Source organism: Streptomyces sp. NPDC000941, assembly GCF_053599555.1.
Genome location: NZ_JBSFMM010000010.1, coordinates 57,437 through 81,979, shown reverse-complemented (window position 1 = coordinate 81,979; position 24,543 = coordinate 57,437). Strand labels below are relative to the sequence as shown.

General features: G+C 72.1%; 24 protein-coding genes and 1 tRNA gene. 12 read left to right on the top strand and 13 right to left on the bottom strand.

All coding sequences use genetic code 11. From position 1 onward, the window contains the following. Positions 1–40: 40 nt before the first annotated feature. The 3 genes from ACWDSL_RS06160 to pdhA are packed head-to-tail and all read right to left on the bottom strand — an operon-like array spanning position 41 to position 3,695. Entirely contained in the window at positions 41–1,537 is a 1,497-nt protein-coding gene (locus ACWDSL_RS06160) for a dihydrolipoamide acetyltransferase family protein (protein WP_450482240.1), read from the bottom strand. Further along, positions 1,537–2,568 carry an alpha-ketoacid dehydrogenase subunit beta gene (locus tag ACWDSL_RS06155; protein WP_014178015.1) on the bottom strand — a complete coding sequence of 344 codons (1,032 nt, stop codon included), beginning with the start codon at positions 2,566–2,568 and terminating at the stop codon, positions 1,537–1,539. Before ACWDSL_RS06155 ends, ACWDSL_RS06160 begins: the two co-directional genes overlap by 1 nt. Continuing rightward, positions 2,565–3,695 carry a pyruvate dehydrogenase (acetyl-transferring) E1 component subunit alpha gene (pdhA, locus tag ACWDSL_RS06150; protein WP_358637840.1) on the bottom strand — a complete coding sequence of 377 codons (1,131 nt, stop codon included), beginning with the start codon at positions 3,693–3,695 and terminating at the stop codon, positions 2,565–2,567. Before pdhA ends, ACWDSL_RS06155 begins: the two co-directional genes overlap by 4 nt. A gap of 166 nt (positions 3,696–3,861) precedes the next feature. Here pdhA and ACWDSL_RS06145 point away from each other — a divergent pair, with 166 nt between their 5' ends. After that, a complete protein-coding gene (locus ACWDSL_RS06145) occupies positions 3,862–4,353 on the top strand; it encodes an Lrp/AsnC family transcriptional regulator (RefSeq protein ID WP_089507452.1) in 492 nt (163 codons plus the stop codon). A gap of 50 nt (positions 4,354–4,403) precedes the next feature. Here the strand turns inward: ACWDSL_RS06145 and ACWDSL_RS06140 are convergent, their stop codons facing one another. Beyond that, entirely contained in the window at positions 4,404–4,991 is a 588-nt protein-coding gene (locus ACWDSL_RS06140) for a TetR/AcrR family transcriptional regulator (RefSeq protein ID WP_450482176.1), read from the bottom strand. Beyond that, on the bottom strand, positions 4,988–6,544 hold the full coding sequence (locus ACWDSL_RS06135; RefSeq protein ID WP_450482174.1) for a 3-hydroxyacyl-CoA dehydrogenase: 1,557 nt from the start codon (positions 6,542–6,544) through the stop codon (positions 4,988–4,990). The genes ACWDSL_RS06140 and ACWDSL_RS06135 overlap by 4 nt, the downstream gene beginning before the upstream one ends. A 143-nt stretch (positions 6,545–6,687) precedes the next feature. On the opposite strand from ACWDSL_RS06135, the gene paaN reads away from it, so the two are divergent. Continuing rightward, complete coding sequence (paaN, locus tag ACWDSL_RS06130; protein WP_450482172.1) at positions 6,688–8,409, top strand: phenylacetic acid degradation protein PaaN; 1,722 nt, start codon at positions 6,688–6,690, stop codon at positions 8,407–8,409. Positions 8,410–8,453: 44 nt separating this feature from the next. On the opposite strand, the gene ACWDSL_RS06125 is transcribed toward paaN, so the two are convergent. The 3 genes from ACWDSL_RS06125 to ACWDSL_RS06115 are packed head-to-tail and all read right to left on the bottom strand — an operon-like array spanning position 8,454 to position 11,260. Further along, entirely contained in the window at positions 8,454–9,230 is a 777-nt protein-coding gene (locus tag ACWDSL_RS06125) for a TrmH family RNA methyltransferase (RefSeq protein WP_450482170.1), read from the bottom strand. Between the two features lie 9 nt (positions 9,231–9,239). Further along, positions 9,240–10,535, bottom strand: coding sequence for an HTTM domain-containing protein (locus ACWDSL_RS06120; protein ID WP_450482168.1), 1,296 nt, complete (start codon positions 10,533–10,535; stop codon positions 9,240–9,242). After that, on the bottom strand, positions 10,532–11,260 hold the full coding sequence (locus ACWDSL_RS06115) for a DUF5819 family protein (RefSeq protein ID WP_450482238.1): 729 nt from the start codon (positions 11,258–11,260) through the stop codon (positions 10,532–10,534). Before ACWDSL_RS06115 ends, ACWDSL_RS06120 begins: the two co-directional genes overlap by 4 nt. A 235-nt stretch (positions 11,261–11,495) precedes the next feature. On the opposite strand from ACWDSL_RS06115, the gene paaA reads away from it, so the two are divergent. The 6 genes from paaA (at position 11,496) to ACWDSL_RS06085 (ending at position 16,366) form a co-directional block, all read left to right on the top strand. After that, positions 11,496–12,446, top strand: coding sequence for a 1,2-phenylacetyl-CoA epoxidase subunit PaaA (gene paaA, locus ACWDSL_RS06110; protein ID WP_450482166.1), 951 nt, complete (start codon positions 11,496–11,498; stop codon positions 12,444–12,446). Next, entirely contained in the window at positions 12,443–12,739 is a 297-nt protein-coding gene (paaB, locus tag ACWDSL_RS06105; protein ID WP_450482164.1) for a 1,2-phenylacetyl-CoA epoxidase subunit PaaB, read from the top strand. Before paaA ends, paaB begins: the two co-directional genes overlap by 4 nt. Then, positions 12,736–13,440, top strand: coding sequence for a 1,2-phenylacetyl-CoA epoxidase subunit PaaC (gene paaC / locus ACWDSL_RS06100; RefSeq protein ID WP_450482162.1), 705 nt, complete (start codon positions 12,736–12,738; stop codon positions 13,438–13,440). The genes paaB and paaC overlap by 4 nt, the downstream gene beginning before the upstream one ends. After that, positions 13,434–13,937, top strand: coding sequence for a 1,2-phenylacetyl-CoA epoxidase subunit PaaD (gene paaD, locus ACWDSL_RS06095; protein WP_089507439.1), 504 nt, complete (start codon positions 13,434–13,436; stop codon positions 13,935–13,937). Before paaC ends, paaD begins: the two co-directional genes overlap by 7 nt. Then, complete coding sequence (locus ACWDSL_RS06090; RefSeq protein WP_450482159.1) at positions 13,937–15,046, top strand: 2Fe-2S iron-sulfur cluster-binding protein; 1,110 nt, start codon at positions 13,937–13,939, stop codon at positions 15,044–15,046. Before paaD ends, ACWDSL_RS06090 begins: the two co-directional genes overlap by 1 nt. A 132-nt stretch (positions 15,047–15,178) precedes the next feature. Further along, positions 15,179–16,366 (top strand): acyl-CoA dehydrogenase family protein, encoded by a 1,188-nt coding sequence (locus tag ACWDSL_RS06085; protein ID WP_450482157.1) that lies wholly within the window; start codon positions 15,179–15,181, stop codon positions 16,364–16,366. Positions 16,367–16,385: 19 nt separating this feature from the next. Here the strand turns inward: ACWDSL_RS06085 and ACWDSL_RS06080 are convergent, their stop codons facing one another. The 4 genes from ACWDSL_RS06080 to ACWDSL_RS06065 all read right to left on the bottom strand — a co-directional run bounded on the left by ACWDSL_RS06080 (position 16,386) and on the right by ACWDSL_RS06065 (position 19,880). Continuing rightward, positions 16,386–16,739 carry a rhodanese-like domain-containing protein gene (locus tag ACWDSL_RS06080; RefSeq protein ID WP_450482155.1) on the bottom strand — a complete coding sequence of 118 codons (354 nt, stop codon included), beginning with the start codon at positions 16,737–16,739 and terminating at the stop codon, positions 16,386–16,388. 42 nt (positions 16,740–16,781) lie between these two features. Next, a complete protein-coding gene (locus ACWDSL_RS06075; protein ID WP_450482236.1) occupies positions 16,782–17,639 on the bottom strand; it encodes a hypothetical protein in 858 nt (285 codons plus the stop codon). A 173-nt stretch (positions 17,640–17,812) separates the two neighbouring features. Beyond that, on the bottom strand, positions 17,813–19,252 hold the full coding sequence (locus tag ACWDSL_RS06070) for a DUF2252 domain-containing protein (protein WP_450482153.1): 1,440 nt from the start codon (positions 19,250–19,252) through the stop codon (positions 17,813–17,815). A 262-nt stretch (positions 19,253–19,514) separates the two neighbouring features. Next, complete coding sequence (locus ACWDSL_RS06065) at positions 19,515–19,880, bottom strand: winged helix-turn-helix transcriptional regulator (RefSeq protein WP_385617219.1); 366 nt, start codon at positions 19,878–19,880, stop codon at positions 19,515–19,517. Between the two features lie 145 nt (positions 19,881–20,025). On the opposite strand from ACWDSL_RS06065, the gene ACWDSL_RS06060 reads away from it, so the two are divergent. After that, entirely contained in the window at positions 20,026–20,679 is a 654-nt protein-coding gene (locus ACWDSL_RS06060) for an FMN-dependent NADH-azoreductase (protein ID WP_450482150.1), read from the top strand. A 355-nt stretch (positions 20,680–21,034) separates the two neighbouring features. Here the strand turns inward: ACWDSL_RS06060 and ACWDSL_RS06055 are convergent. Next, positions 21,035–21,121: transfer RNA gene (locus ACWDSL_RS06055), tRNA-Leu, on the bottom strand. A 324-nt stretch (positions 21,122–21,445) separates the two neighbouring features. Here ACWDSL_RS06055 and ACWDSL_RS06050 point away from each other — a divergent pair. The 3 genes from ACWDSL_RS06050 to ACWDSL_RS06040 all read left to right on the top strand — a co-directional run bounded on the left by ACWDSL_RS06050 (position 21,446) and on the right by ACWDSL_RS06040 (position 24,521). After that, positions 21,446–22,282, top strand: coding sequence for an FhaA domain-containing protein (locus ACWDSL_RS06050; protein ID WP_450482148.1), 837 nt, complete (start codon positions 21,446–21,448; stop codon positions 22,280–22,282). Positions 22,283–22,292: 10 nt separating this feature from the next. Beyond that, a complete protein-coding gene (locus ACWDSL_RS06045) occupies positions 22,293–22,817 on the top strand; it encodes an FHA domain-containing protein FhaB/FipA (RefSeq protein ID WP_450482146.1) in 525 nt (174 codons plus the stop codon). A gap of 75 nt (positions 22,818–22,892) precedes the next feature. After that, positions 22,893–24,521 carry a PP2C family protein-serine/threonine phosphatase gene (locus ACWDSL_RS06040; RefSeq protein ID WP_450482234.1) on the top strand — a complete coding sequence of 543 codons (1,629 nt, stop codon included), beginning with the start codon at positions 22,893–22,895 and terminating at the stop codon, positions 24,519–24,521. The last annotated feature ends 22 nt before the right edge of the window (positions 24,522–24,543 follow it).

Sequence of the window (24,543 nt, the reverse complement as noted above, 5' to 3'; positions counted from 1 at the left end):
TGTCCCGGTGACGGCCGAGTACCGCCTCCGTCGCCACGACCTACACGGACCGCAGCAGAACCGCCGGATGTTCCACGCAGTCGGCCACATAGCGCAGGAAGCCGCCCGCGACGCCGCCGTCGCAGACCCGGTGGTCGAAGGTCAGCGACAGCTGCACCACCTGCCGTATGGCCAGCTGGTCCTGGTGCACCCACGGCTTCGCCGCTATCCGGCCGACGCCGAGCATCGCGGCCTCGGGGTGGTTGATGATCGGTGTCGAGCCGTCGACACCGAAGACGCCGTAGTTGTTGAGCGTGAAGGTGCCTCCGGTCAGCTCGGCGGGGGTGAGGGTGCCGGAGCGGGCGGCCTCGGTGAGGCGGGTCAGCTCGGCTGACAGCCCGGCCGTGTCCCGCGTGTGCGCGTCGTGCACCACGGGCACCACGAGGCCACGTTCGGTCTGTGCGGCAAAACCGAGGTGGACATCGGAGCGGCGCGTGATCTCGCCCTCGCTGACGGTTGCGTTCAGCTCGGGGTGGCGGGCCAGGGCCGCCGTGCAGATGCGGGCGAGGAAGGCGAGCAGGGAGATCTTGGGCCCCGCCGCGTTCATGGCCGCGCGGGCGGCGAGCAGTTCCGTCGCGTCGGCGTCCACCCAGCACGTCGCGTCGGGGATCTCCCGTCGGCTACGGGCCAGCTTCTCGGCCCCGCGTACGCCCCGCACCGGGACGCGCGTCCCATCGGCCCCGCGCGCGCCCGCGGCGACCGGCGCCGGGGCCGGGGCAGCTTGTGCAGCCTGCGCGGCCTGTACGGCCCTTTCCACGTCCCCGCGCAGGATCAGCCCGTCGGGCCCGGAGCCCCGCAGCTCGCGCAGGTCCAGTCCGTGCTCGCGAGCCAGCCGCCGGACGAGCGGCGAGATGACGGAAACCGGGCCGGGCGCCGGCCGTGCCGCGCCGTTGGCCTCCGGGCCGGACCCCGGCGCGGGCGGTACGGGGCGCGTGGCGACCGGGTTGGCCGCGGCGGCCGGGCCGCTCGCGGCGACCGGGCCACCGCGGGTCGTTGTCGGTGCGAGGCCCCCGGCCAAGCCCTCGGCAACGCCCCCACCAAGGCCTCCGCCAACTCCCCCAACCGGGCCGGAGGCCGGGGCCGGCGGGGCCGGACGGATGCGGCGGCGCCGCGCGGAGGGGGCCGAGGTGCCGTAGCCGACCAGCACATTGCCGGACCCGCCCTCGGCAGCCGGAGCCCTGCCGTCAACCGCCGAGGACCCGCTCCCGACGGCTGAGGACCCGCCCCCGACGGCCTGCGTCCCGCCCTCCGCGGCCGGCACGGCGACCGTCAGCAGCGGCGCGCCGACCGGCAGTTCGGTGCCCTCCTCGCCGAAGCGGGCGGTCACCACCCCGCCGTACGGGCAGGGCACATCCACCAGCGCCTTGGCGGTCTCGACCTCCACGACCGGCTGGTCGACGGCGACGACCTCGCCGACCTCCACCAGCCAGCGCACGATCTCCGCCCCGGTGAGCCCTTCACCCAGATCGGGCAGGGTGAACTCGCGCACCTCCGCCATCACACCGCCCTCCCCTCGGTCCACTCCGACTCCCACTGCAGCCGGGCCACCGCGTCCAGCACCCGGTCCACGCCGGGCAGATGGTGCCGCTCCAGCATCGGCGGCGGATAGGGGATGTCGAATCCGGCGACGCGCAGCACCGGCGCCTCCAGGTGGTGGAAGCAGCGCTCGGTGATCCGGGCGGCGATCTCCCCGCCGGGGCCGCCGAAGCCCGTGGACTCGTGGACGACGACGGCCCGCCCGGTCCGGCGGACGGAGGCGCACACCGTCTCGTCGTCGAAGGGCACCAGCGACCGCAGATCGACGACCTCCAGGTCCCAGCCCTCGGCCGAGGCCGCTTCGGCGGCCTCCAGACAGACGGGCACCGAGGGCCCGTACGAGATGAGGGTGGCGGTCCGCCCGCCGGTGGCCGGGCGGCGCACCACGGCGCGGCCGATGGGGGCGACCTCCTCGGGGTGGTCGGGGGACCATTCGGCCTTGGACCAGTAGAGCCGCTTGGGTTCGAGGAAGACGACCGGGTCGTCGGAGGCGATGGCGGCGCGCAGCAGCCCGTATGCGTCGGCGACGGTGGCCGGAGCGACCACATGGAGGCCGGGCGTCGCCATGTAGTACGCCTCGGAGGAGTCGCTGTGGTGCTCCACACCGCCGATGCCGCCGCCATAGGGCACCCGCACGGTGATGGGCATCGGCAGGGCGCCGCGGGTGCGGTTGCGCATCCGGGAGACATGGCTGACAAGCTGCTCGAAGGACGGGTACGCGAAGGCGTCGAACTGCATCTCGACGACGGGCCGCAGCCCGTACATGGCCATGCCGACGGCGGTGCCGAGGATGCCCGCCTCCGCGAGCGGGGTGTCCGTACAGCGGTCGTCGCCGAACTCCTTGGCGAGCCCGTCGGTGATCCGGAAGACGCCGCCCAGTGTGCCGACGTCCTCGCCGAGGACGTGGACGGCCGGGTCGGCGGCCATCGCGTCGCGCAGCGCGCGGCCCAGGGCCTGGGCCATGGTGGCGGGCTTGACCGCGGTCGTCGTCATCGCTCGCCCTCCTCCGCGGCGAGCTCCGCGCGCAGCGCGTCCGCCTGCTCGCGCAGCTGGCCGGTCTTCTCGGCGTAGACATCCTCGAAGAGGTCCATCGGGTCCAGGGCCGGGTCCTGGTGCATCCGTGTCCGCAGATCGGCGGCCATCCGCTCGGCGGCGTCGCGCGCGGCCTGTACGGCCTGGTCGTCGAGCAGGCCGCGGTCGCGCATCGCTTCCTCCAGCAGGGTGATGGGGTCGTGGGCGCGCCAGGCCTCCACTTCGGCGTCGGAGCGGTAGCGGGTGGCGTCGTCGGCGTTGGTGTGGGCCTCGAGGCGGTAGGTGACGGCTTCCACCAGAGTGGGGCCGCCGCCCGCGCGCGCCCGGCGGACGGCCTCGCCCAGGACCTGGTGCACGGCCACCGCGTCGTTTCCGTCGACGAGCCGGCCGGGCATGCCGTATCCGACGGCCTTATGGGCGAGGGAGGGGGCGGCGGTCTGCTTGGCGAGCGGGACGGAGATCGCGAAGCCGTTGTTCTGGATGAGGAAGACGACGGGGGCCCGCCACACCGCCGCGAAGTTCAGCGCCTCATGGAAGTCGCCCTCGCTGGTCCCGCCGTCGCCGACCAGGGCCAGCGCCACCACGTCGTCGCCCTTGAGGCGGGCGGCGTGCGCCAGGCCGACCGCATGCGGCAGCTGGGTGGCCAGCGGGGTGCACAGCGGGGCCACCCGGTGGTCGCGCGGGTCGTAGCCGGAGTGCCAGTCGCCGCGCAGCAGGGTGAGGGCATGCACCGGGTCGAGCCCGCGCACGACGGCGGCGAGGGTGTCGCGGTAGCTGGGGAAGAGCCAGTCCTGCTCGCGCAGCACAAGGCCGGCGGCGACCTGGCAGGCCTCCTGCCCGGTGGAGGAGGGGTAGACGGCGAGCCGGCCCTGCCGGGTCAGGGCGGTGGCCTGCGTGTTGTACCGGCGGCCGCGCACCAGCTCTCCGTAGAGCCGGGTCAGCAGGGCCGGGTCGATATCGGCCGCGGCATCGGTGCCCAGCAGGCGGTACGGCTCGGCATCGGGCAGCAGCGGCGCGGCGTCGACCCGCGGCTGCCAGGCGGGCGGGGGAGTAGGCCGATAGGCACCGGGCTGCTCAAGGACCGTCATGGCGCGACCTCCTGCGGGCAGAGAGCTGATGGGGCGGGCAGCCCCCTCCCTACCGATTGTTCGGTCGATGACGCATTTTGGCTACAGGCGGCCTCAGCCTGTGGACAAACGGTTCAGCAGGACATGAGATGTGGCCAGGACGTCCATGAAGGGGAGGCGGCGCGGTATGCCGGGCGAACAGATGGCCAATCCGGACGACAAACCTCCCGCCCGTCCACTGGACTCGATCGACCGCGACATCGTGCGCATGCTCCGGGCGGACGGCCGCGCCTCGATACGCTCCGTGGCCGAGCGGGTGCACGTCTCGCGCGCCAATGCCTACGCCCGCATCAACCGCCTCATCGACGACGGGGTGATCCGCGGTTTCAGCGCCCGGGTGGACCAGGAGCGGGCCGGGCAGGGCGCGTCGGCGTACATCACGTTGAAGATCGTGCAGAACTCGTGGCGCACGGTCCGCGAACAGCTCAGGCAGCTTCCGGGCGCCGCTCATATCGCCCTGGTCAGCGGGGACTTCGATGTGCTGCTGCTGGTCCACACCGAGGACAACCGCTCACTGCGCGAGCTGGTCCTCACCCGTATCCAGGCCATACCCGAGGTGCTGAGCACGCGGACGCTGCTGGTCTTCGAGGAGACCGACCTCGACTCCGATCTCTTTTGAGGCTCGGTTCTCCCCCGGCTACCGCTGAGAGGTGCCCCCGGGGGCGGGCCTCAGACGCGCAGCCCCGCGAACGCCGTACGGACCACCGCGTCGGCCACCTCGTCCGCGGTCGCGGCTCCGCCCCGGCCCGGCCGGTACCACTCCACAATCGAATTGATCATGCCGAAGAGCAGCCGGGTCGCCAGCCGGGCGTCCACGTCCGGCCGCAGGTCGCCGTCCGCCACGGCCTGTTTGACCAGTTCGGCGACCTCATGGTCGAAATCCCGCCGCCGTGCCATGGCCCACCGCTCGGTGTCCGTGTTCCCGCGCACGCGCAGCAGCAGGGTGACGTACGGCAGCTCCCCCATCAGCACCTCGGTGGTGCGCCGGGTCACATGCTCCAGCCGCTCGACCGCCCGCCCGTCGCGCGCCTCCGGCTCCTGGAGGATGCCGAACAGCCCGTCGAGGGCGCGGCTTATGGCCAGCCGCAGCAGCTCTTCCTTGCCTTTGACGTGGTGGTAGATCGACGACTTGGAGATCCCGGCGGCGCGCGAAAGGTGCTCCATGGAGGTGCCGTCGTAGCCGCGTTCGTTGAACACCTCCACGGCGACCGCGAGCAGCGATTCGGGGGTGTAGGTGTCGCGCTTCGGCATCGTCATGATGAGAACTGTTCTTCTTCGGCGGCCGCGCGCCGCATCAGCGATTGGGACGGGGCATAACGACCGGTGGGATAGGCCTGGTGAAGATTCAACAGGATGTCGCGCACCCAGCGCGCACCGAGCTCGCTCCCCCAACGCAGCGGCCCGACAGGGTAGTTCACACCCAGCCGCATCGCGGTGTCGATGTCCTCCGGACTCGCCACCCGGCGCGCGGCGGCGTCCATGGCGAAGTCGGCGAGCATCGCGACCGTACGGGCCACGATCATGCCGGGGACGTCCTGGATCACGCTGACCTGCTTCCCGAGCGCCTGGAAGAGCCCGGTCGCGGCCCGCACGGCTTCGGGAGAGACGGTTTCACCGGGGGCGAGGGCCATCCGGGTGGCGGTGCGGTAGTCCAGCGCCAGGTCGAACCGGATGCACGGGACGGGGGAACCGGCGGTGGCCGACGAGCCGTCGGTGAGAGCCAGGCGGGTGCCGTCGGGCAGGGCGATGAAGCCTCCGGGCGGGGCGTCGGCGGCCGGGTCCTCCCAGGTGACCGTGATCCCCGCCTCCTCGATCAGCCGCGGCAGCTCCCCCGCCGGCCCCGATCCCGACCCCGGCCGGCCCCTGTGGACCACGACCTTTTCCGGGGCCCGGCACGGCTCGGCGGTGTACGGCTTCGGGGGCGGCGCGCCCTCGGCGTAGTCGTACCAGCCCCGGCCCGCTTTACGCCCGTACAGGCCCGCGTCGACGAGCCGCCGCTGGGCGAGGGACGGGGTGAACTTCGGATCGTGGAACATCGCGTCCCACACCGACCGGGTGACGGCCTCGTTCACGTCCTGTCCGATCAGGTCGGTCAGCTCGAACGGGCCCATCGCGAACCCGCCGCAATCGCGCAGCACGGCATCGACGGTGGCCGGGTCGGCGGCGCCCTCCTCGTGGACGCGAAGGGCCTCGGCGTAAAAGGGGCGGGCGATCCGATTGACGATGAAGCCGGGGGTGTCGGCGCAGCGCACCGGGGTCTTGCCCCAGGCCGCGACGGTCTCGTACGCCCGGTCGGCGGCGGCCTCGTCCGTCGCGAAGCCGCGGACCACCTCGACCAGCGGCAGCAGCGGTGCGGGGTTGAAGAAGTGCAGGCCCAGGAGGCGGCCGGGGCGGCGCAGGGCGCCCGCGACGGCGGTGACGGACAGGGAGGAGGTGTTGGTAGCGAGCAGACAGTCGTCGGAGACGACCGATTCGAGGGCGGTGAACAACTGCTGCTTGGCGCCCAGGTCCTCCAGGATCGCCTCGATGGCCAGCTCCGCGTCCGCGAGCCCGGCGAGCCCGGTGACCGGGGTGAGCCGGCCCAGGGCGGCGTCCCGCACGGCGGGCGCGAGCCGCCCCTTGTCGACCAGCCGCTCGAGGCGGGCGGCGATGGCGTCGGCGGCCTGCGCGGCGCGGCCGGGAGCGGCGTCGTAGAGCCGTACGGGGTGCCCGGCGACCAGCGCGACCTGCGCGATTCCCTGGCCCATGGTGCCGGTGCCGACCACGGCGACGGTGCCGGCGGGTTCGATCCTCCGGTCGATCGCAGTCATGCCGCTGATCCTCTCGGACGAAGTTATCCACAGGTGCGCCAGGCCCTCTTGTCCCGACCGATCGTTCGGTTACTCTAACTCTGACGGCCAGGCCGTCGTCTCCCGCTCAGCTCAATCCCAGCTCGACGAGGAGTTGGTCAGTCGTGACCGCCGGACTCACCACAGCGCAGTTGACCGAGCAGCACCGCCCCACCCTCGACCAGGCTCTGGAGGCCATCCGTACCCGTGCGTACTGGTCGCCGCACCCCGAGCATCCAAAGGCTTACGGAGGGGCCGACGCGAGCGGGCGGGAGAGCCTGAGCCCCGCCGAGGGCCAGGCGGCCTTCGACGAGCTCCGCGGTCGGCGCTTCGAGCTGGACCAGCCCGGCGCGGACGGCTGGACCGCCACCGAGACCTCGCCGTACGGCATCGAGCTGGGGGTGGAGTATCCGCACCCGGACATCGAGGTGCTGCTCCCGGCGATGCGGGCCGGGATGCCTACCTGGCGGGACGCGGGTCCCGAGGCGCGCGCCATGGTCTGCCTGGAGATCCTGGCCCGGATCAGCGCCCGCTCCCATGAGTTCGCCCATACCGTCATGCACACCAGCGGGCAGGCGTATCTGATGGCGTTCCAGGCCGGCGGGCCGCACGCCCAGGACCGCGGTCTGGAGGCGGTGGCCTATGCCTTCGCGGAGCAGACGCGCACCCCCGCCGCGGCCGAGTGGACCAAGCCGCAGGGCAAGCGCGATCCGCTGCGGCTGCGCAAGACCTTCACGGCCGTCCCCCGCGGCATCGCCCTGGTCATCGGGTGCAACACGTTCCCGACGTGGAACGGCTACCCCGGCCTGTTCGCCTCCCTTGCCACGGGAAACGCGGTATTGGTCAAGCCGCACCCCCGGGCCGTGCTGCCGCTGGCCCTGACCGTCCGGGTGGCGCGCGAGGTGCTGCGGGAGGCCGGCTTCGACCCCAATCTGATGGCCCTGGCCGCCGAGCAGCAGGACGAGGGCCTGGCCAAGGTGCTCGCCGTGCGCCCCGAGATCCGCGTCATCGACTACACGGGCTCCACCGCCTTCGGCGACTGGCTGGAGACCCATGCCCGCCAGGCCCAGGTCTTCACCGAGAAGGCCGGGGTCAACACGGTCGTGATCGACTCCACCGATGACTACCAGGGCATGCTGGACAATCTGGCCTTCTCCCTGTCCCTGTACTGCGGCCAGATGTGCACCACCCCGCAGAACCTGCTGATCCCCCGGGACGGCATCGCCACGGACGCCGGCCCCAAGTCGTACGACGAGGTGGTCGCCGATCTGGCGGCGGCCGTCGAGCGGCTGCTGGGCGACGACGCGCGGGCGAGCGCCCTGCTCGGCGCGATCGTGAACCCCGGGGTCAAGGAGCGGCTCGAGGCCGCCCCCGGCCTCGGCGCGACCGCCCTTGCCTCCCGCTCGGTGACCCACCCCGACTTCCCCGACGCCACGGTCCGCACCCCCGTGATCGTCAAGGCCGACGGCGCCCGGAAGTTCTGGGAGGCGGCCGACGCGGAAGCGCCCTACCTCTCCGAATGCTTCGGCCCGGTGTCCTTCGCCGTCGCCATGGACTCCACGGCGGACGCGGTCGACCTGCTGCGCCGCACCATCCGCGACAAGGGCGCGATGACCGTCGGGGCGTACACCACCTCCCCGGACGCGGAGCGGCTGATCGAGGAGGCATGTCTGGAGGAGTGCGCCCAGCTGTCGCTGAATCTGACCGGTGGGATCTACGTCAACCAGACGGCTGCCTTCTCGGACTTCCACGGCGCGGGCGGCAACCCTTCGGCCAACGCCACCTTGTGCGACGGGGCGTTCGTGGCCTCCCGCTTCCGCATGGTCGAGGTCCGCCGCCCGCTGTAGCGCCGCGGCGCCTCCGGTGCCCTCCGCGGCGCCGGCTCAGCCGCTCACCTGGGCTGGGCCGGCGGGGTCTGGGCCGGCCCTCCCCAGTGGAACAGCGCCATGGCCACGCTGGTGGCCAGGTTGTAGCTGGACACCTGAGGCCGCATGGGGAGGGCCACCAGCCTGGTGGCCCGCTTCCGCACCTCCGGCGAGATCCCATGCCGCTCGGATCCGAACGCGAGCAGCGCGTCATCGGGGATCGCCACGGACCGGATGTCCTCCCCCTCCGGATCCAGGGCGTACAGCGGCCCCGGCGGAAGGTCGTCGCTCGCCAGCCGCTCCACGGCGGTGGCGAAGTGCAGCCCCGCACCCGACCGGACCGCGTTCGGATGCCAGGGGTCGATATCGCCGGTGGTGACCACCCCCGCGACCCCGAACCCGGCGGCGAGCCGCACCACGGCCCCCACGTTCCCCAGGTTGCGCGGGTTGTCCAGCACCACGACCGGCGCCGATCTGGACGGCCCCGCCAGCTCGTCCAGATTCCCCCGCCGATCGCGTCTGACCGCCAGCGCGGCCACCTGCGTCGGATGGGCCCTCGGCACAAGGTCGCGCAGCGTCTTGGCCGACACCTCGACCAGGCGCTCCTCGATCACCGCGGTCAGATCCCCGGCCAGGTCGTCCGCGAGAGCGAGCGCGGCGGCCTTGTCGCTCGTGACCGCGATCCGCACCTCCGCGCCGAACCGGAGCGCGTGCTTCAGCGCATGGAAGCCATCCAGCAGCACGGTCCCCTCAGCGGCCTCATGCCACCGCCGCACGGCCGTCACGGCCTCGTCGTCACCCATGCCCACAGCCTACGGTCGGCCCTCGACGCTCTCCTCCGTCCGCTGGCGCGGCAGCCGGACCGTCTGCGCCCGGACGCGGTCGCGGACCTTGTTCGCCCGCCTCCCGACCCAGCGCAGAAAGTTCGTCGGGAGGAAGATCGCATCCGCCGCGATCATGGCCAGGGAGAAGAAGGGCAGCCCCAGCAGCACCGCGATCCCGATGTGCTCCAGCACCAGCAGGACGAGCATCACGTTCTTGACCCGCCGGTTCAGCAGCGTGAAGGGGAAGGCGACCTGCACGATGACCGTGCCGTAGGTGAGCACCATGACCACAAGGCCGCTGCCGGCCAGCACATCGGCCAGCGCGGGCCAGGGCGAGAAGTAGTCCAGGTGCAGCGGGTAGTAGAGCGCGGTGCCGTCCTGCCAGCGCGAGCCCTGGACCTTGTACCAGCCGGCGGAGGCGTACAGCAGACAGACCTCGCCCATGATCACCAGCACCGCGCCGTTGTGCACGAGGTTGGCGAGGATGTCCAGGAGAGTGCGCGGCTCACCGGGTGCGTAGCGCCGGACGAGCCACCAGGCGCCGTGCGCCGCCCACACCCCCCACAGCGCCATGCCCCAGCCGACGCCGGGCAGCGGGCCGTAGGACGACCAGTCGAGACGGGCCGAGGGGTTCAGCTGCGCCCACAGCAGGGCCAACCCGGTCAGCGTCCACAGCACGATTCCGGTGGTGTCGCGCGGCTCCGGCGCCCCGGGCCCGCGCCGCGCCGCGCGGCGGGCGTCCAGGGACCACACCCGCCCGCACCGGGTCAGCGTCAGATACATCGCCACCAGGTGGATGATGTTGTCGCCGCCGTCCCCCACGAAGACGCTGCGGTTCTGCAGGGAGATCACGCCGAGCATGAACAGCACGGACATGGTGCGGGTCCGCCAGCCGAGCAGGAGCAGCACACTGGAGACGACGGCGAGGGCGTAGACGGTGTCGAACCACAGGCCGCTGTCGGACCACATGAGCGCGCTGAAGGCGCCGTTGCCCTCGATGAGCTGATGGGCCATCTCCCAGCTCCACGGGCCCTCGGGCCCGTACAGCTCCTGGCGGTGGGGCCATTCGCGCAGCAGGAACAGCAGCCAGGTGAAGGAGAAGCCGATCCGCACCACGGCGGTCTGGTACGGGCCGAGCGCCGATCCGGTGACGCGGCCGTAGGCCCGGATGATGGTGGCCTCGACGCGGGCGGCGGCCTTGGCGCGGGGCGCCGCCGGGGGCAGGGAAGGGCGGGGAGGGGGCGGGGGCAGCGGCGGCTGCGGCGGGAGGGCTGGGGTCGTCACCGGCGCTTCGCCTCCGGCAGGTCGGCGGCGGTGACCGGCCACCAGGGCAGCTCCCGGCGGATGGGACGGGTGTCGATCTTCTCTTCACTCCACGACGGGGCGGCCAACTGCCGGGTGAGCGAACGCAGCTGGATCCGCTGCACCGTGCCGCCGTCCTGCTTCAGGCCCAGGCGGAGTATCGCGAGCCGCCGCAGATACTGCGCCGAGAGCTGTCCGCGCAGCCCGTTCGGCCGCTCCTGGGCGTCATGCGAGAGAAGGTAGAAGTCCCAGGCGCGGCGCAGCTGGTTCTGCTGGGTGTGGCTGGGCAGCGGATTGTGCCTGATGGCCGCGCCGTCCTGGGCCGACAGGTCTCGCCACCCGGTGGTCGCGGTGCCGCCCTCGGGGGTGCGGATCTCGGCGCGTACCTGGACGGCGATGTTCTGCTGGAGGGGGTTGGGGGCGAAGAGCTTCCAGTTCCGTTCGAATTCTGGATATATGTAGTCGTCTATCGCCTCGCTGTGCTGCTTACTGACCGTGTTGGCCGGGGAGACGTTCAGGAAGGCCATCCCGAGGTGGACGGCCACGGCGGCCACGGTCACCGCGAGGCCCACGGCCACGACGAGCTGCGAGGGCAGCGACAGCAGGCTCCCCGCTCTCGTCTCCCCCGCTTCTTGCTCTCCTTCCTCCCCCTGCTCCCCTCTCTCCCCTTTCTCTCCTTTCCCTATGACCTGCCCCGTCTCCACCATTCCCGCCCCGATCCCGTGGTCCCCGGCCGCGCGCCGCACACTGCACTCTCCGTGCCTTCCGCGCTTTCCGCGGCCCTTACGCCCCGGAACGGTACCGATGAGCGCGCGCAGGGCACAGCGCCCCGGAGTTATCCACAGGCTTGACACCCCACGTTCCCCCGGCACACCATTGAACCGAACGATCGGTCGGTCGGGCGCGGGCGACAGCCCGGCGGGGACGGCGAAGGGGCTTCGCATGACGACGATGGCGGCTGACGCGGAGGCGTATCAGACAGTGTTCGACGCCGCCCTGGCCACGGACGAGCGCATCGAGCCCCGCGACTGGATGCCCGACGCATACCGCGCCTCGCTGGTGAGACAGATAGCCCAGCACGCACACTCCGAGATCATCGGCATGCAGCCGGAGGCCAACTGGATCAGCCGGGCGCCCTCGCTGCGCCGCAAGGCCATCCTCATGGCGAAGGTCCAGGACGAGGCGGGACACGGCCTGTATCTCTACAGCGCCGCCGAGACACTGGGCACCAGCCGCGACGAGCTGCTCGACAAGCTCCACTCCGGCCGCCAGAAGTACTCCTCGATCTTCAACTACCCCACCCTCACCTGGGCCGATGTGGGCGCGATCGGCTGGCTGGTCGACGGCGCGGCGATCACCAACCAGGTGCCGCTGTGCCGCTGCTCCTATGGGCCGTACGCACGGGCGATGGTCCGGATCTGCAAAGAGGAGTCCTTCCACCAGCGCCAGGGATTCGAGCTGCTGCTGAGCCTGAGCCGCGGCACCGAGGCACAGCGCGCGATGGCGCAGGACGCCGTGGACCGCTGGTGGTGGCCCTCGCTGATGATGTTCGGCCCGCCCGACGAGGCATCGGCCCACTCCGCCCAGTCCATGGCCTGGAAGATCAAGCGCCATTCGAACGACGAGCTCCGCCAGCGCTTCGTCGACATCTGCGTCCCGCAGGCCGAAGCGCTCGGCCTGGCCCTCCCCGACCCCGACCTGAGGTGGAACGAGGACCGGGGCCACTACGACTTCGGGCCGATCGACTGGGAGGAGTTCCGCGAAGTGCTCCGGGGAAACGGGCCGTGCAACACCCAGCGCATCTCCCAGCGGCGGCGGGCCCATGAGGAAGGCGCCTGGGTGCGCGAGGCGGCCGCGGCGTATGCGGCCAAGCACGGAGAGGCCGGAGCATGAGCGACGGCACCAGCGGTGAGTGGCCCCTGTGGGAAGTGTTCGTGCGCGGCAGGCGCGGCCTGTCCCACACCCACGCCGGCAGCCTGCACGCGCCGGACGCCGAGATGGCCCTGCGCAGCGCCCGCGATCTGTATACGCGGCGCTCCGAGGGCGTCTCCATCTGGGTCGTGCCGTCCGACCGGATCACCGCCTCCTCGCCGGACGAGAAGGATCCGTTCTTCGAGCCGGCCGCCGACAAGCCCTACCGCCATCCGACCTTCTACGAGATCCCCGAGGGGGTGCGGCACCTGTGACCGCCGCCGCACTCGCCCTCGGCGACGACGCCCTGGTGCTCTCCCACCGGCTGGGGGAGTGGGCGGGGCACGCCCCGGTGCTGGAGGAGGAGGTCGCCCTCGCCAATATCGCCCTGGACCTGCTCGGGCAGGCGCGGGTGCTGCTCTCCCTGGCGGGCGACGAGGACGAGCTGGCCTATCTGCGGGAGGAGCGCGCCTTCCGCAATGTCCAGCTCGTCGAGCAGCTCAATGGCGACTTCGCCCACACCATCGCCCGCCAGCTGTACTTCTCCACCTATCAGCAGCTGCTGTACGACCGGCTGGCGCGGGGTGACGGCCCCTTCGCCCCGCTGGCCGCCAAGGCGGTCAAGGAGGTCGCCTACCACCGCGACCACGCCGAGCACTGGACCCTGCGGCTGGGCGACGGCACCGCCGAGAGCCATGAGCGGATACGGCGCGGCCTGGAGTCGCTGTGGCGGTTCACCGGCGAGCTGTTCGAGCCGGTCGAGGGGTGCGAGGTGGACTGGACCGCCCTGCACGACGAGTGGCTGGCGCGGATCACGGCCGTGCTGGACCGGGCCACCCTGGCCGTGCCCGAGGGCCCGCGGCGCGGCGCCTGGGCGGCCGGCGCCGGGCGGCAGGGCGTCCACACCGAGCCGTTCGGCCGGATGCTGGCCGAAATGCAGCATCTGCACCGCAGCCACCCGGGGGCGTCATGGTGACGCCCGCGCCCGCGACCCCGCTCGAGACCCGGCTGCGCGAGCTGGCGGGTGCCGTGCCGGATCCGGAGCTGCCCATGGTGAGCCTGGCCGAGCTCGGGGTGCTGCGCGCGCTGCGCGTCATGGCGCCGGGCCGGGTCGAGGTCGAGCTGACCCCCACCTACACCGGCTGTCCCGCGCTGGAGTCGATGGCCGCCGATGTCGAACAGGTGCTGCACGACCACGGCATACCCGAGGTGACGGTCCGCACCGTCCTCTCCCCGCCCTGGTCGACGGACGAGATCAGCGCGGAAGGCCGCCGCAAGCTGGCCGAGTCCGGCATCGCACCGCCCGGCCCCCGCGCCGCGGGCGGGCCCGTCGCCGTCGACCTGACGGTGCGCTGCCCGCACTGCGGATCGACCGACACCAAGCTGCTCAGCCGCTTCTCCTCCACCTCCTGCAAGGCGCTGCGCCGCTGCGAGACCTGCCGCGAACCCTTCGACCACTTCAAGGAGTTGTGATGGCCGCCGAAGGCGTGGCGGCGCCCGTGCCCCGCCATGGCGCCTTCCATCCACTGCGGGTGATCGCGGTCGACCGGCTCACCGACGACTCGGTCGCCGTCACCCTCCAGGTCCCGCCCGCGCTGCGCGAGACCTTCCGCTTCTCTCCGGGGCAGCACATCGCGGTGCGGCGGTTCGCCGACGGCGCCCAGATACGGCGGACCTACTCGATCTGCACACCGGCCCCGGCCCCCGAGGGGCCCTCGGCCCTGCGGGTCGGGGTGCGGCTGGTCGAGGGCGGCGAGTTCTCGACGTATGCCCTCAAGGAGCTGGCGGTCGGCGAGGTCATGGAGGTGATGGCCCCGGCCGGCCGGTTCGTACTGGACCCCAGGCCCGGCCACTTCGCCGCCGTGGTCGGCGGCAGCGGCATCACCCCCGTTCTGTCCATCGCGGCGACGCTGCTCGCCCGCGAGCCCCGGGCCCGCTTCTCCTTGATCCGTAGTGACCGCACCACCGCCTCCACGATGTTCCTGGAGGAGGTCGCCGATCTGAAGGACCGCTGGCCCGGCCGGTTCCAGCTGGTGAGCGTCCTCTCCCGGGAGGAGCGGCAGGCCGGGCCGGTCTCCGGACGGCTCGACGAGGAGCGGCTGACCGGGCTGCTGCCGGCGCTGCTGCCGATGGAGTCGGTGGACGGCTGGTTCCTGTGCGGGCCGTACGGGATGGTGCGCGGCGCCGAGCGGGCGCTGCGCGCCCTCGGGGTCGCCCGCCGCCGCATCCACCAGGAGATCTTCCATGTGGACGCCGGGGACAGCGAGGCCGTCCTCGCGGGGCCGAGCCCGGCCGCGGCCCCGGCCCGCTCCATGGTGACGGCGACCCTGGACGGCCGGTCGGGCACCTGGCCGGTGCGGGAGGGCGAATCGCTGCTGGCGGCCGTGGAGCGCAACCGCCCGGACGCGCCATACGCCTGCAAGGGCGGGGTCTGCGGGACCTGCCGGGCGTTCCTGGTCTCGGGCGAGGTACGGATGGACCGGAACTTCGCGCTGGAGCCGGACGAGGTGGCGGCCGGTTATGTGCTGTCCTGTCAGTCGCACCCGGTCGACGAGCGCGTGGAGCTGGACTTCGACCGCTGAACCGCCGCGGCGCGCCCCGACCGGGTGGTCGGCGTCCCCGAAAGGGCGGGCTTGCGCGGGCGTTCCCTTCTTGTAGAACCTGTTCTATCTTGACGGGCCGTCAGACCAAGCCATGGCGCGGGAGGACGGACAGTGGACTTCACCTTCACCGAGGAGCAGCAGGCGGCCGCCGAGGCGGCGAAGGCGGTCTTCTCCTCCGCCTCGCCGGACGGGGTGCCAAGCCCCGCGCTCACGCCCGGCGCCGTCGCCGACGACCTCGACCGCCGGCTGTGGGGCAAGGCCGCCGACGCCGATCTGCTCGGACTCCTCCTGGACCCGCGGTACGGCGGAGCCGGCCTTGACCCCATCGCCCTGTGCCTGGTGCTGCGCGAGGCCGGCCGGGTCCTGGCCCGTGTGCCGCTGCTGGAGTCCACCGCTGCCGCACTCGCCGTCCAGCGGTACGGCGGGGAGGAGCTGCGCGCCGCCGTGCTGCCCGGCGTCGGCCGGGGCGAGCTCGTGCTGACCGTCGCGCCCCACGGCCGCACCGGCCACGACGCGGCCGAACTCGCCGTACAGGCATGCCACGCCGACGGTGCGGACGCCGCCAGTGGCGCGGGCGGCGACGGCGGCCCCTGGGTCCTCGACGGCGCTCAGACCGCCGTGCCCTGGGCCCACAGCGCCGACCGCATCCTCATCCCCGCCCACACCGAAGCGGGCCGGACGCTTCTCGCGCTGGTCCCCCACGACCGCACCGGTGTCACCCTCAGCCCGCAGATCTCCACCAGTGGCGAACGGCTCGCCGAGATCCGCCTGGACTCCGTACGGCTGGACGGCTCCGAGGTGCTGACGGCGGACGGCGCCTGGGAGTGGCTGCGCCATCTCCTCACCACCGGCATCTGCGCGCTCGCGCTGGGCCTCGGCGAAGCGGTGCTCACCCTGACCAGCTCCTACACCAGCGAGCGCGAGCAGTTCGGCTTCCCGCTCGCCACCTTCCAAGCGGTCGCCGTCCAGGCCGCCGACCGCTATATCGATCTGCGCGCGATGGAGGCCACGCTGTGGCAGGCCGCCTGGCGGCTGGCCACGGACCGCGAGGGCGCCCCGGCCACGCCCGGGGCGCTGCCCGTCGCGGGGGATGTCGCCGTGGCCAAGATCTGGGCCGCCGAGGGGGTGCGCCGCGTCGTCCAGACCGCACAGCATCTGCACGGCGGCTTCGGCGCGGCGACCGACTATCCGCTGCACCGCTACCACGCCTGGGCCAAACAGCTGGAGCTGTCCCTCGGCCCCGCCGCCGCCCACGAGGAGGCACTGGGCGACCTACTTGCCGCCCACCCGCTCGGCTAGGCCCTGCCCGGGCGCCCGACTAGAGCACAAAGGCCCCGTCGGCCGTGGCGCCCCGCCCGCTCACCAGCGGGCGGCCCGCCGCCTGCCAGGCGAGCATGCCGCCGTCCACATTCACCGCGTCCAGACCCTGGGCGACCAGATACTGCGTCACCTGCGCCGACCGCCCGCCGACCCGGCACACCACATGCACCCGTCCGCCATCGCCCAGCGCCTCGGTCAGCTCACCGAACCGGGCCACGATCTGCCCCATGGGGATATGCAGGGCGTCCTCGGCGTGCCCTGCGGCCCACTCGTCGTCCTCCCGCACATCCAGCAGGAACCCATCGGCCGGCACCGCCGCGACCTCCACCTCGGGAAGCGGGGCAAATCCCATCACATACACCTCTCACACGACCTGGCAGCTGAGGGAAACCTACTACCGCACGAGCTCCGCCAGCTGATTCTCCTTCTCGGCGACCTTGGTCAGCAGCTGCTCGGCGATCTCGTCGAGCAGCCCATCGGGGTCCTCCGGCGCCATCTTGATCATCGCGCCGATCGCGCCGGACTCCAGCTCGGCGGCGACCTGGGCCAGCATCTCCTTCCGCGCGGCCAGCCACTCCAGCCGGGCGTACAGTTCCTCGCTGCGGCTCCACCGGCGCTCGGGCGGCGGCGGACCGGCCGCCCACTCCTCGGCCAGCGCCTGCAGCCGCTCCTCGTCCCCGGCCGCGTACGCCGCGTTGACCCGCACGATGAACTCGCCGCGCCGCTCCCGCTCGGCTCCGTCCTCCGCCAGGTCCGGATGCGCCTTGCGGGCCAGCTCCCGGTAGATGCGGCGCGCCTCCTCGCTCGGCCGCACCCGTGGCGGCGGCTGCACCGGCTGCTCGGTGAGCATGGCGGCCCCCTCGGGTGACAGCCCGTCGGAGTCGAGCCAGCCGTGGAACAGCTCCTCGACCTGCGGCATCGGCAGCACCAGCCCCCGCGCCTCCCGCGCCTTGCGGATGTCCTCGGGGTCACCTGTGCGCGCCGCCACCGCCTCGGCGATCAGCGCGTCCAGCTCGTCGAGGCGGGAGTACATCGGCCCGAGCCGCTGGTGGTGCAGCCGGGAGAAGTTCTCGACCTCGATGCGGAAGGTCTCCACCGCGATCTCGAACTCGATCAGCGCCTGCTCCGCCGCCCGCACCGCTCGCTCAAGCCGCGCGGTGGCTTCCGCGTCCGCCGCCGCCTCGGCCTCCGCATGCGCGTCCGCCGCCGCGTCCGTGCCTGGCTCCGCGTCCGTGCCCGCGTCCGACGGCACACCCGCCGCCGACTCCGACGGCTCCTCTGATCGGGCTTCGGGCCGGGTGTGTGATCGCTCGTGCGATTCAGCCTGGGGCTCTGCCTCCGGCACCGGCTGCCGGGCCTGCTGCTGCGCTTCCGGGTTCGTCACCCGCTCACCCTACGTCCGGCGGCAATCGGGCCGGGGAGGTGTCACACCCCCAACTCGGCCGCTATCCGCCCGCCCCGCACCGCGGCGAGAAGCCGCGCATGGTCCTCCTCCGTGCGGTCCGCGTACGCCACCGCGAACTCGGCGACCGCCTCGTCCAGCTCGTCCCCCTTTCCGCAGTACCCCGACAGCAGCCGCGGGTCCACGCTGTGCGCATGCGCCCGCGCCAGCAGCGCGCCCGTCATCCGCCCGTAGTCGTCCAGCTGGTCGGCCGCCAGCGCCACCGGGTCCACGCTTCCCTTCCGGTTGCGGAACTGCCGCACCTGATAGGGGCGCCCCTGGACCGTGGCCCAGCCCAGCAGGATGTCGCTGACCACCTGCATCCGCTTCTGGCCGAGGACCACCCGCCGCCCCTCATGCGCGACGGCGGGCACCTCGAAGCCGGCCTGCCGCACATACGGCAGCAGCGCGGACGGCCGCGCCTCCTTGATCTGCAGCACCATCGGCTCACCTCGGTGGTCGAGCAGCAGCACCACATACGACCGCGTCCCCACGCTTCCGGTGCCCACCACCCGGAACGCCACATCGTGCACCGCATAACGGGCCAGCAGCGGCAGCCGGTCCTCCGGCAGCGTCCCCAGATACTCGCCCAGCGCCGACGCCACGGCCGCCGCCTCCGCGTCCGGCACCTGCCGCAGCACCGGCGGCGCGTCCACGAAGCGCCGCGCCACCGGCCGCCCGGACGGACTCTCCCCGTCCGGCACGGCCTCCGTCGACCTGGCGGCGAACCGCGCGCTCGTGTTCCGCCGCGCCTTCTCCGAGACCCGCTGCAATGTGCCGACCAGGTCCTTGGCGTCCGCGTGCGAGACCAACTCCTCGTCCGCGATCGCGTTCCACGCGTCGGCGGCGGGCAGCTTCGACAGCAGCCGCAGCGTGCGCCGGTAGGAGCCCACCGTGTCATGGGCCGCCGCCCGGCAGATGTCCTCGTCCGCTCCCGCCTCCCGCCCGGCCAGCACCAGCGAGGCGGCGAGCCGCTTCACATCCCACTCCCACGGGCCGTGGATGGTCTCGTCGAAGTCGTTGAGATCGATGACCAGGCCGCCGCGGGCGTCCCCGTACAGACCGAAGTTGGCGCCGTGGGCGTCCCCGCAGAGCTGCGCGCCGACGCCGGTCACCGGCGTGGCCGCCAGATCGTGGCCCATCAGCCCGGCCGCCCCGCGCAGAAAGGAGAAGGGGGAGGCGGCCATTCGCCCGACCCGGATCGGGATGAGCTCCGGCAGCCGCCCGGCGTTGGACCGCTCGACCGCCTCCACCGCGTCCGGCCGCCCCACGCCCCGCGGCAGCTCGCGATGGGCCGAGCGGGGCACCCGCTCCCGCAGCGCCTTCCCTTCCTGCCGGGCCGCACCGCTCCCCGGCCACTGGGCGAACCCCGGGACATGCGGCAGCCGCCGCACCGCCTCCTCGCCGCGCTCGCCGTCCGTCATCACGCGCCCCCCGTTCAACACGCGCCCCCCACTTCCCCGCCGGCACAACCACCGGCCATGTCGCAGATATCGAAGACGTCGAAGACGACGAGACCGACGACCAGACCGACGGCCAGACCGGCAACCGGCCCCGGACGCAGGCCCGAAGACTTCGACTGCCATGACCGTACAGCCCGCCGCGAAAACCCGTCACGGCCTGTGGATAACCTCGCCGACCGCCGCGAACGCCCTGCTCAGAACCCGCTCAGAAGGCGAGGGCCGGCTACCGGCACTCCTCGTCCTCGGCCATGTACCGCTCCGCCCACCGAGCCAGCTCGCTCAGCGCGGGCTCCAGCGCCCTGCCGCTCTCCGTCAGCCGGTAGGTGACCCGCAACGGCGGCCCCGCGTCGACCTCCCGCAGCGCCAGCCCCGCCGCCACCAGCTCTGTGAGCCGGTCGGTCAGCATGCGCTCGCTGATCTTCGGGATGGCCCGCCGCAGCTCGGCGAAGTACGCGGGCCGCGTCATCAGGACGGTCACGATGAGCCCGGTCCACCGCTTGCCGAGCAGTTCGAAGACGCGGGTCATCGTCCCGTCGACCTTCATGCACGTCTTCTCGTCGTGCTCCGCGCGCCCGCCGCCACCCGCCATGGAGCACAGCGTACTGCCACTTCAACCTATACTGCAGAAAAGTAAGTTCCTATGCTATTCATAGCTACGTAGAAATTTTTCGCGCTTACCGCCGGGCCGGCCACCAAGCCGCCCCGACGCCGAGCCCCGTTATCGGAAGGTCCTCATGCCCACGCTTCTGCACATCGACAGCTCCCTCTTCCCTGCCGACGCCTCCGCCTCCCGTGCCGTCACAGCCACCTTCCGCAAGGAGTGGGAGGCCCAGCACCCCGACGGCACGGTCATCTACCGCGACCTGGCCGCCGAGCCCCTGCCGCACCTGGACGGCCTCGCCGCCGCCGCGGGCTTCACCCCCGCCGAGCAGCGCACTCCGGAGCTCGAGGCCGCCTTCGCCCTGCGGGACAGCCTGGCCTCCGAGCTGGAGCGGGCCGACGCGGTTGTGATCGGCGCCCCGATGTACAACTTCACGATCCCCTCCTCCCTCAAGGCCTGGCTGGACCACGTGATCATCGCGGGCCGTACAGCGATGGCCCAGCCGTCCACCACGTCGGGCACCCCGACGATCGTCGTCGCCAGCCGTGGCGGCGGCTACGGCCCCGGCACCCCGCGCGAGAGCTTTGAATTCGTCCTCAACTACCTGGGCAAGACGCTGACCGAAATGCTCTCCCTGGACGTCGAGTTCATCGTCCCGGAGCTGACCCTGGCCCGCACCAACCCGGCCATGGCCGACCTGGTCGACCTCTCCGACGCCTCCAAGGCGCAGGCCCACGAGGAGGCGGCCGCCAAGGCCAAGACCGTCACCGCCCGCCTCGCCGCCTGACCCGTACCGGGTACCGCACCGCCACCCCACCACCCGTCGGCCCGGCCCGACCGCCCGGCGGGCCCCCAGGGCCTCCCCCGTATGCCGGCGCCGCCACGCACCGCGAGGGCTGCGACAGCGCGCAGCGGGGGAGGCCCCACTCGCGGCCGTCCTGGAGCCGGCATCGGGGTGTACGCATGCACCACCGGGCCGGTTCACCGAAACCGCCGTGACCTGCGGCACAGGGGAAGAGACACGCCAAAACCCGCGCGCCGAAACCCACCCACCCGAAATGGCGCGCCCGAAACAGCGCACCCAAACGCGAAACGGGCCCCTCCGGCGCGACTTTCGTCACACAGGAGAGACCCGCTCCGACTGGTGCGCGAGGGGGGAGTTGAACCCCCACGCCCTTTCGGGCACTGGAACCTGAATCCAGCGCGTCTGCCTATTCCGCCACCCGCGCATGGGTGCTGCCGACCGAATCACCGCCGATTTCCGAACCGAACCTTCCGGTTCAGCCGATCTATGCGGTGCGCCTTCCGACATCCAGAACATTAGCACGCCGTCCAGGGTGGATTCACACGCGTTACCGACGCCCCAGCACCCGCCCGACCGGATAGCGACCCGGTTGCGGGACACTGTCATGAAGGCACCTCTACGATCCCTGTGAGAGGTGACACTGCTCCGCAGGGCCAGGAAGGGGAACCACCCGATTTCCCGACGCGTGGATACGATCAGTAAGCAGTATGAGGACGACACTGAGCACGACTGAGGAAGGAGGTGCCCCGTGGGAGTACTGAAGCGCTTCGAGCAGCGTCTCGAGGGTCTCGTGAACGGCACCTTCGCCAAGGTGTTCAAGTCAGAGGTCCAACCCGTCGAGATCGCGGGCGCGCTCCAGCGTGAGTGTGACAACAACGCCAGCATCTGGAACCGCGACCGGACCGTCGTCCCCAACGACTTCATCGTCGAACTGAGCGCGCCCGACTACGAGCGGCTGAGCCCGTACTCGGGCCAGCTCGGCGATGAGCTCGCGGGCATGGTGCGCGACTACGCCAAGCAGCAGCGCTACACGTTCATGGGCGCCATCAAGGTCCATCTGCAGAAGGCCGACGACCTCGACACCGGCCTGTACCGCGTGCGCAGCCGCACCCTGGCGTCCAGCGAGTCCCAGGGCCCGCAGGGGGCCCGCAGCGCCCCAGCGGCGCCCCAGCAGCGCCCCAGCAGCGGCTACGGCTATCCGCCGCAGCCCTCGGGCGCACCCCCCATGCCCCCCGCCCCGCCGTCCGGCGCCCGCTCCGCGCCCCGCGCGGGCGGTCCCGGCGTCGGTGCGCAGCCGCACGGGCAGACCCGCCGGTGGATCGAGATCAACGGCACCCGCCACCAGATCTCCCGGCCCACCCTGGTCCTGGGCCGGAGCACCGACGCCGACGTACGGATCGACGACCCCGGCGTCTCGCGCAGACACTGCGAGATCCGGGTCGGATCGCCCCCGACCGTCCAGGATCTGGGGTCGACCAACGGCATCGTGGTAGACGGACAGCACACCACACGCGCTACGCTCCGCGACGGCTCGCGCATCGTCGTGGGCAGTACCACCATCGTTTACCGGCAAGCCGAAGGGTGAAGCGGGGGCAATGTCAGAGCTGACCCTCACGGTCATGCGGTTGGGTTTCCTCGCCGTACTGTGGCTGTTCGTCATCGTGGCCGTCCAGGTCATCCGTAGCGACCTGTTCGGGACCCGCGTGACGCAGCGCGGTTCGGCGCGGCGCGGCGCCCCCGACCGGCCGCAGCAGCGGCAGGCGGCGACGCCTCCGCCACAGCGCCAGCAGCCGGCCGGCCGGGGCGGCAGCCGCGGCCGCCGTGGCGCCCCCACCAAGCTGGTCGTCTCCGAGGGCACGCTCGCGGGCACCACCGTCGCCCTCCAGGGGCAGACCATCAGCCTTGGCCGGGCCCATGACTCGACCATCGTGCTGGACGACGACTACGCCTCGAGCCGGCATGCCAGGATCTACCCGGACCGCGACGGCCAGTGGATCGTCGAGGACCTCGGGTCCACCAACGGCACGTATCTCGACCGGACCCGACTCACCACACCGACACCGATTCCGCTGGGCGCGCCGATTCGTATCGGCAAGACCGTCATCGAGCTGCGGAAGTAGTACGACCATGACGACCGGAGGGTGGGCAGCGTGGTTGGCAAGGGGCTGTACCCGGAGCCGACGGGCGAGGTGCGCATGAGTCTGTCACTGCGTTTCGCCGCCGGATCGCACAAAGGCATGATCCGGGAGGGCAACGAGGACTCCGGCTATGCCGGCCCCCGGCTGCTCGCCATCGCCGACGGCATGGGCGGCCAGGCCGCCGGTGAGGTCGCCAGCTCGGAAGTGATCTCCACACTCGTCCAGCTCGACGACGACGTCCCGGGCTCGGACATCCTGACCTCCCTGGGCAGCGCCGTGCAGCGCGCCAATGACCAGCTGCGCATGATGGTCGAGGAGGACCCGCAGCTGGAGGGCATGGGCACCACGCTCACCGCCCTGCTGTGGACCGGCCAGCGGCTCGGCCTCGTCCACGTCGGCGACTCGCGCGCGTATCTGCTGCGCGACGGCGTGCTCACCCAGATCACCCAGGACCACACCTGGGTGCAGCGCCTCGTCGACGAGGGCCGGATCACCGAGGAGGAGGCGGGCACCCACCCGCAGCGCTCCCTGCTGATGCGCGCTTTGGGCAGCGGCGACCACGTCGAGCCCGACCTGTCCATCCGGGAGGTCCGGGCCGGGGACCGCTATATGATCTGCTCCGACGGCCTGTCCGGCGTGGTCAGCCACCAGACCCTCGAGGACACCCTCGCCAGCTATCAGGGCCCGCACGAGACCATTCAGGAGCTCATCCAGCTCGCGCTGCGCGGCGGCGGCCCCGACAACATCACCTGCATCGTCGCCGACGTCCTCGATGTCGACGGCAGCGACACCCTCGCCGGGCAGCTCAACGACACCCCGGTCATCGTGGGCGCGGTCGCCGAGAACCAGACCCCCCTCGGGGACGGCGGCGCAGCGCACACCCCCGCCGGACGCGCCGCGGAACTCGGGCGCAACCGCGGTGTGGCGCCGGGGGAGGCCCAGGGGGGCTTCGGCCCGCCGGGGAGCGGCGACCCGTCGCTCGGCGGTCCGCCCGAGGGCAGCTACGGGACGTACGCGGACGGCGACTTCGCCAAGAAGGGCGGCCGCAAGAAGTGGATCAAGCGGTCGCTGTACATCGCGCTGGGCCTCGCCGTGGTCGGCGGCGGCCTCTACGGCGGCTACCGCTGGACGCAGACGCAGTACTACGTGGGCACCAACGGCGACCATGTGGCGATCTACCAGGGCATCAGCCAGGACCTCGCCTGGATCAAGCTCAACAAGGTCCATGAGGACCACCGTGAGATCGAACTCAAGTACCTCCCGGTGGACCAGCGCAGCCGGGTCGAGGACACCATCGCGGTCAGCAGCCTCAACCAGGCCAAGGACAAGACCAAGGACCTGGCCACCCTCGCCAGCGCCTGCAAGAAGTCGGATGCGCAGCGCCAGGCCGAGGAGAAGCAGCAGGACCTCACCAACGGCAAGGACAAGAACAAGGACAAGGCGAGCGGTTCCTCCGGCGGCAAGGCCCAGACCGACAACGAGCTGACGACGAACGCGGGCGAGGCCACGACGCCGCCGGCGCCGGGTGGTCAGCAGCAGCAGCCGAACACGAACGACAAGGACACGAAGTCGCCGTCGTCCACGCCTTCGTCGAAGCCCTCGTCCAGCTCCACGCCCAAGCCCGGCCCCACCCTCTCCGAGGAAGAGCAGAAGTTGGTCCCACAGTGCAGCAGTGCCCAGCAGTGAAGCCGTAGGGGGCCGTTGATCC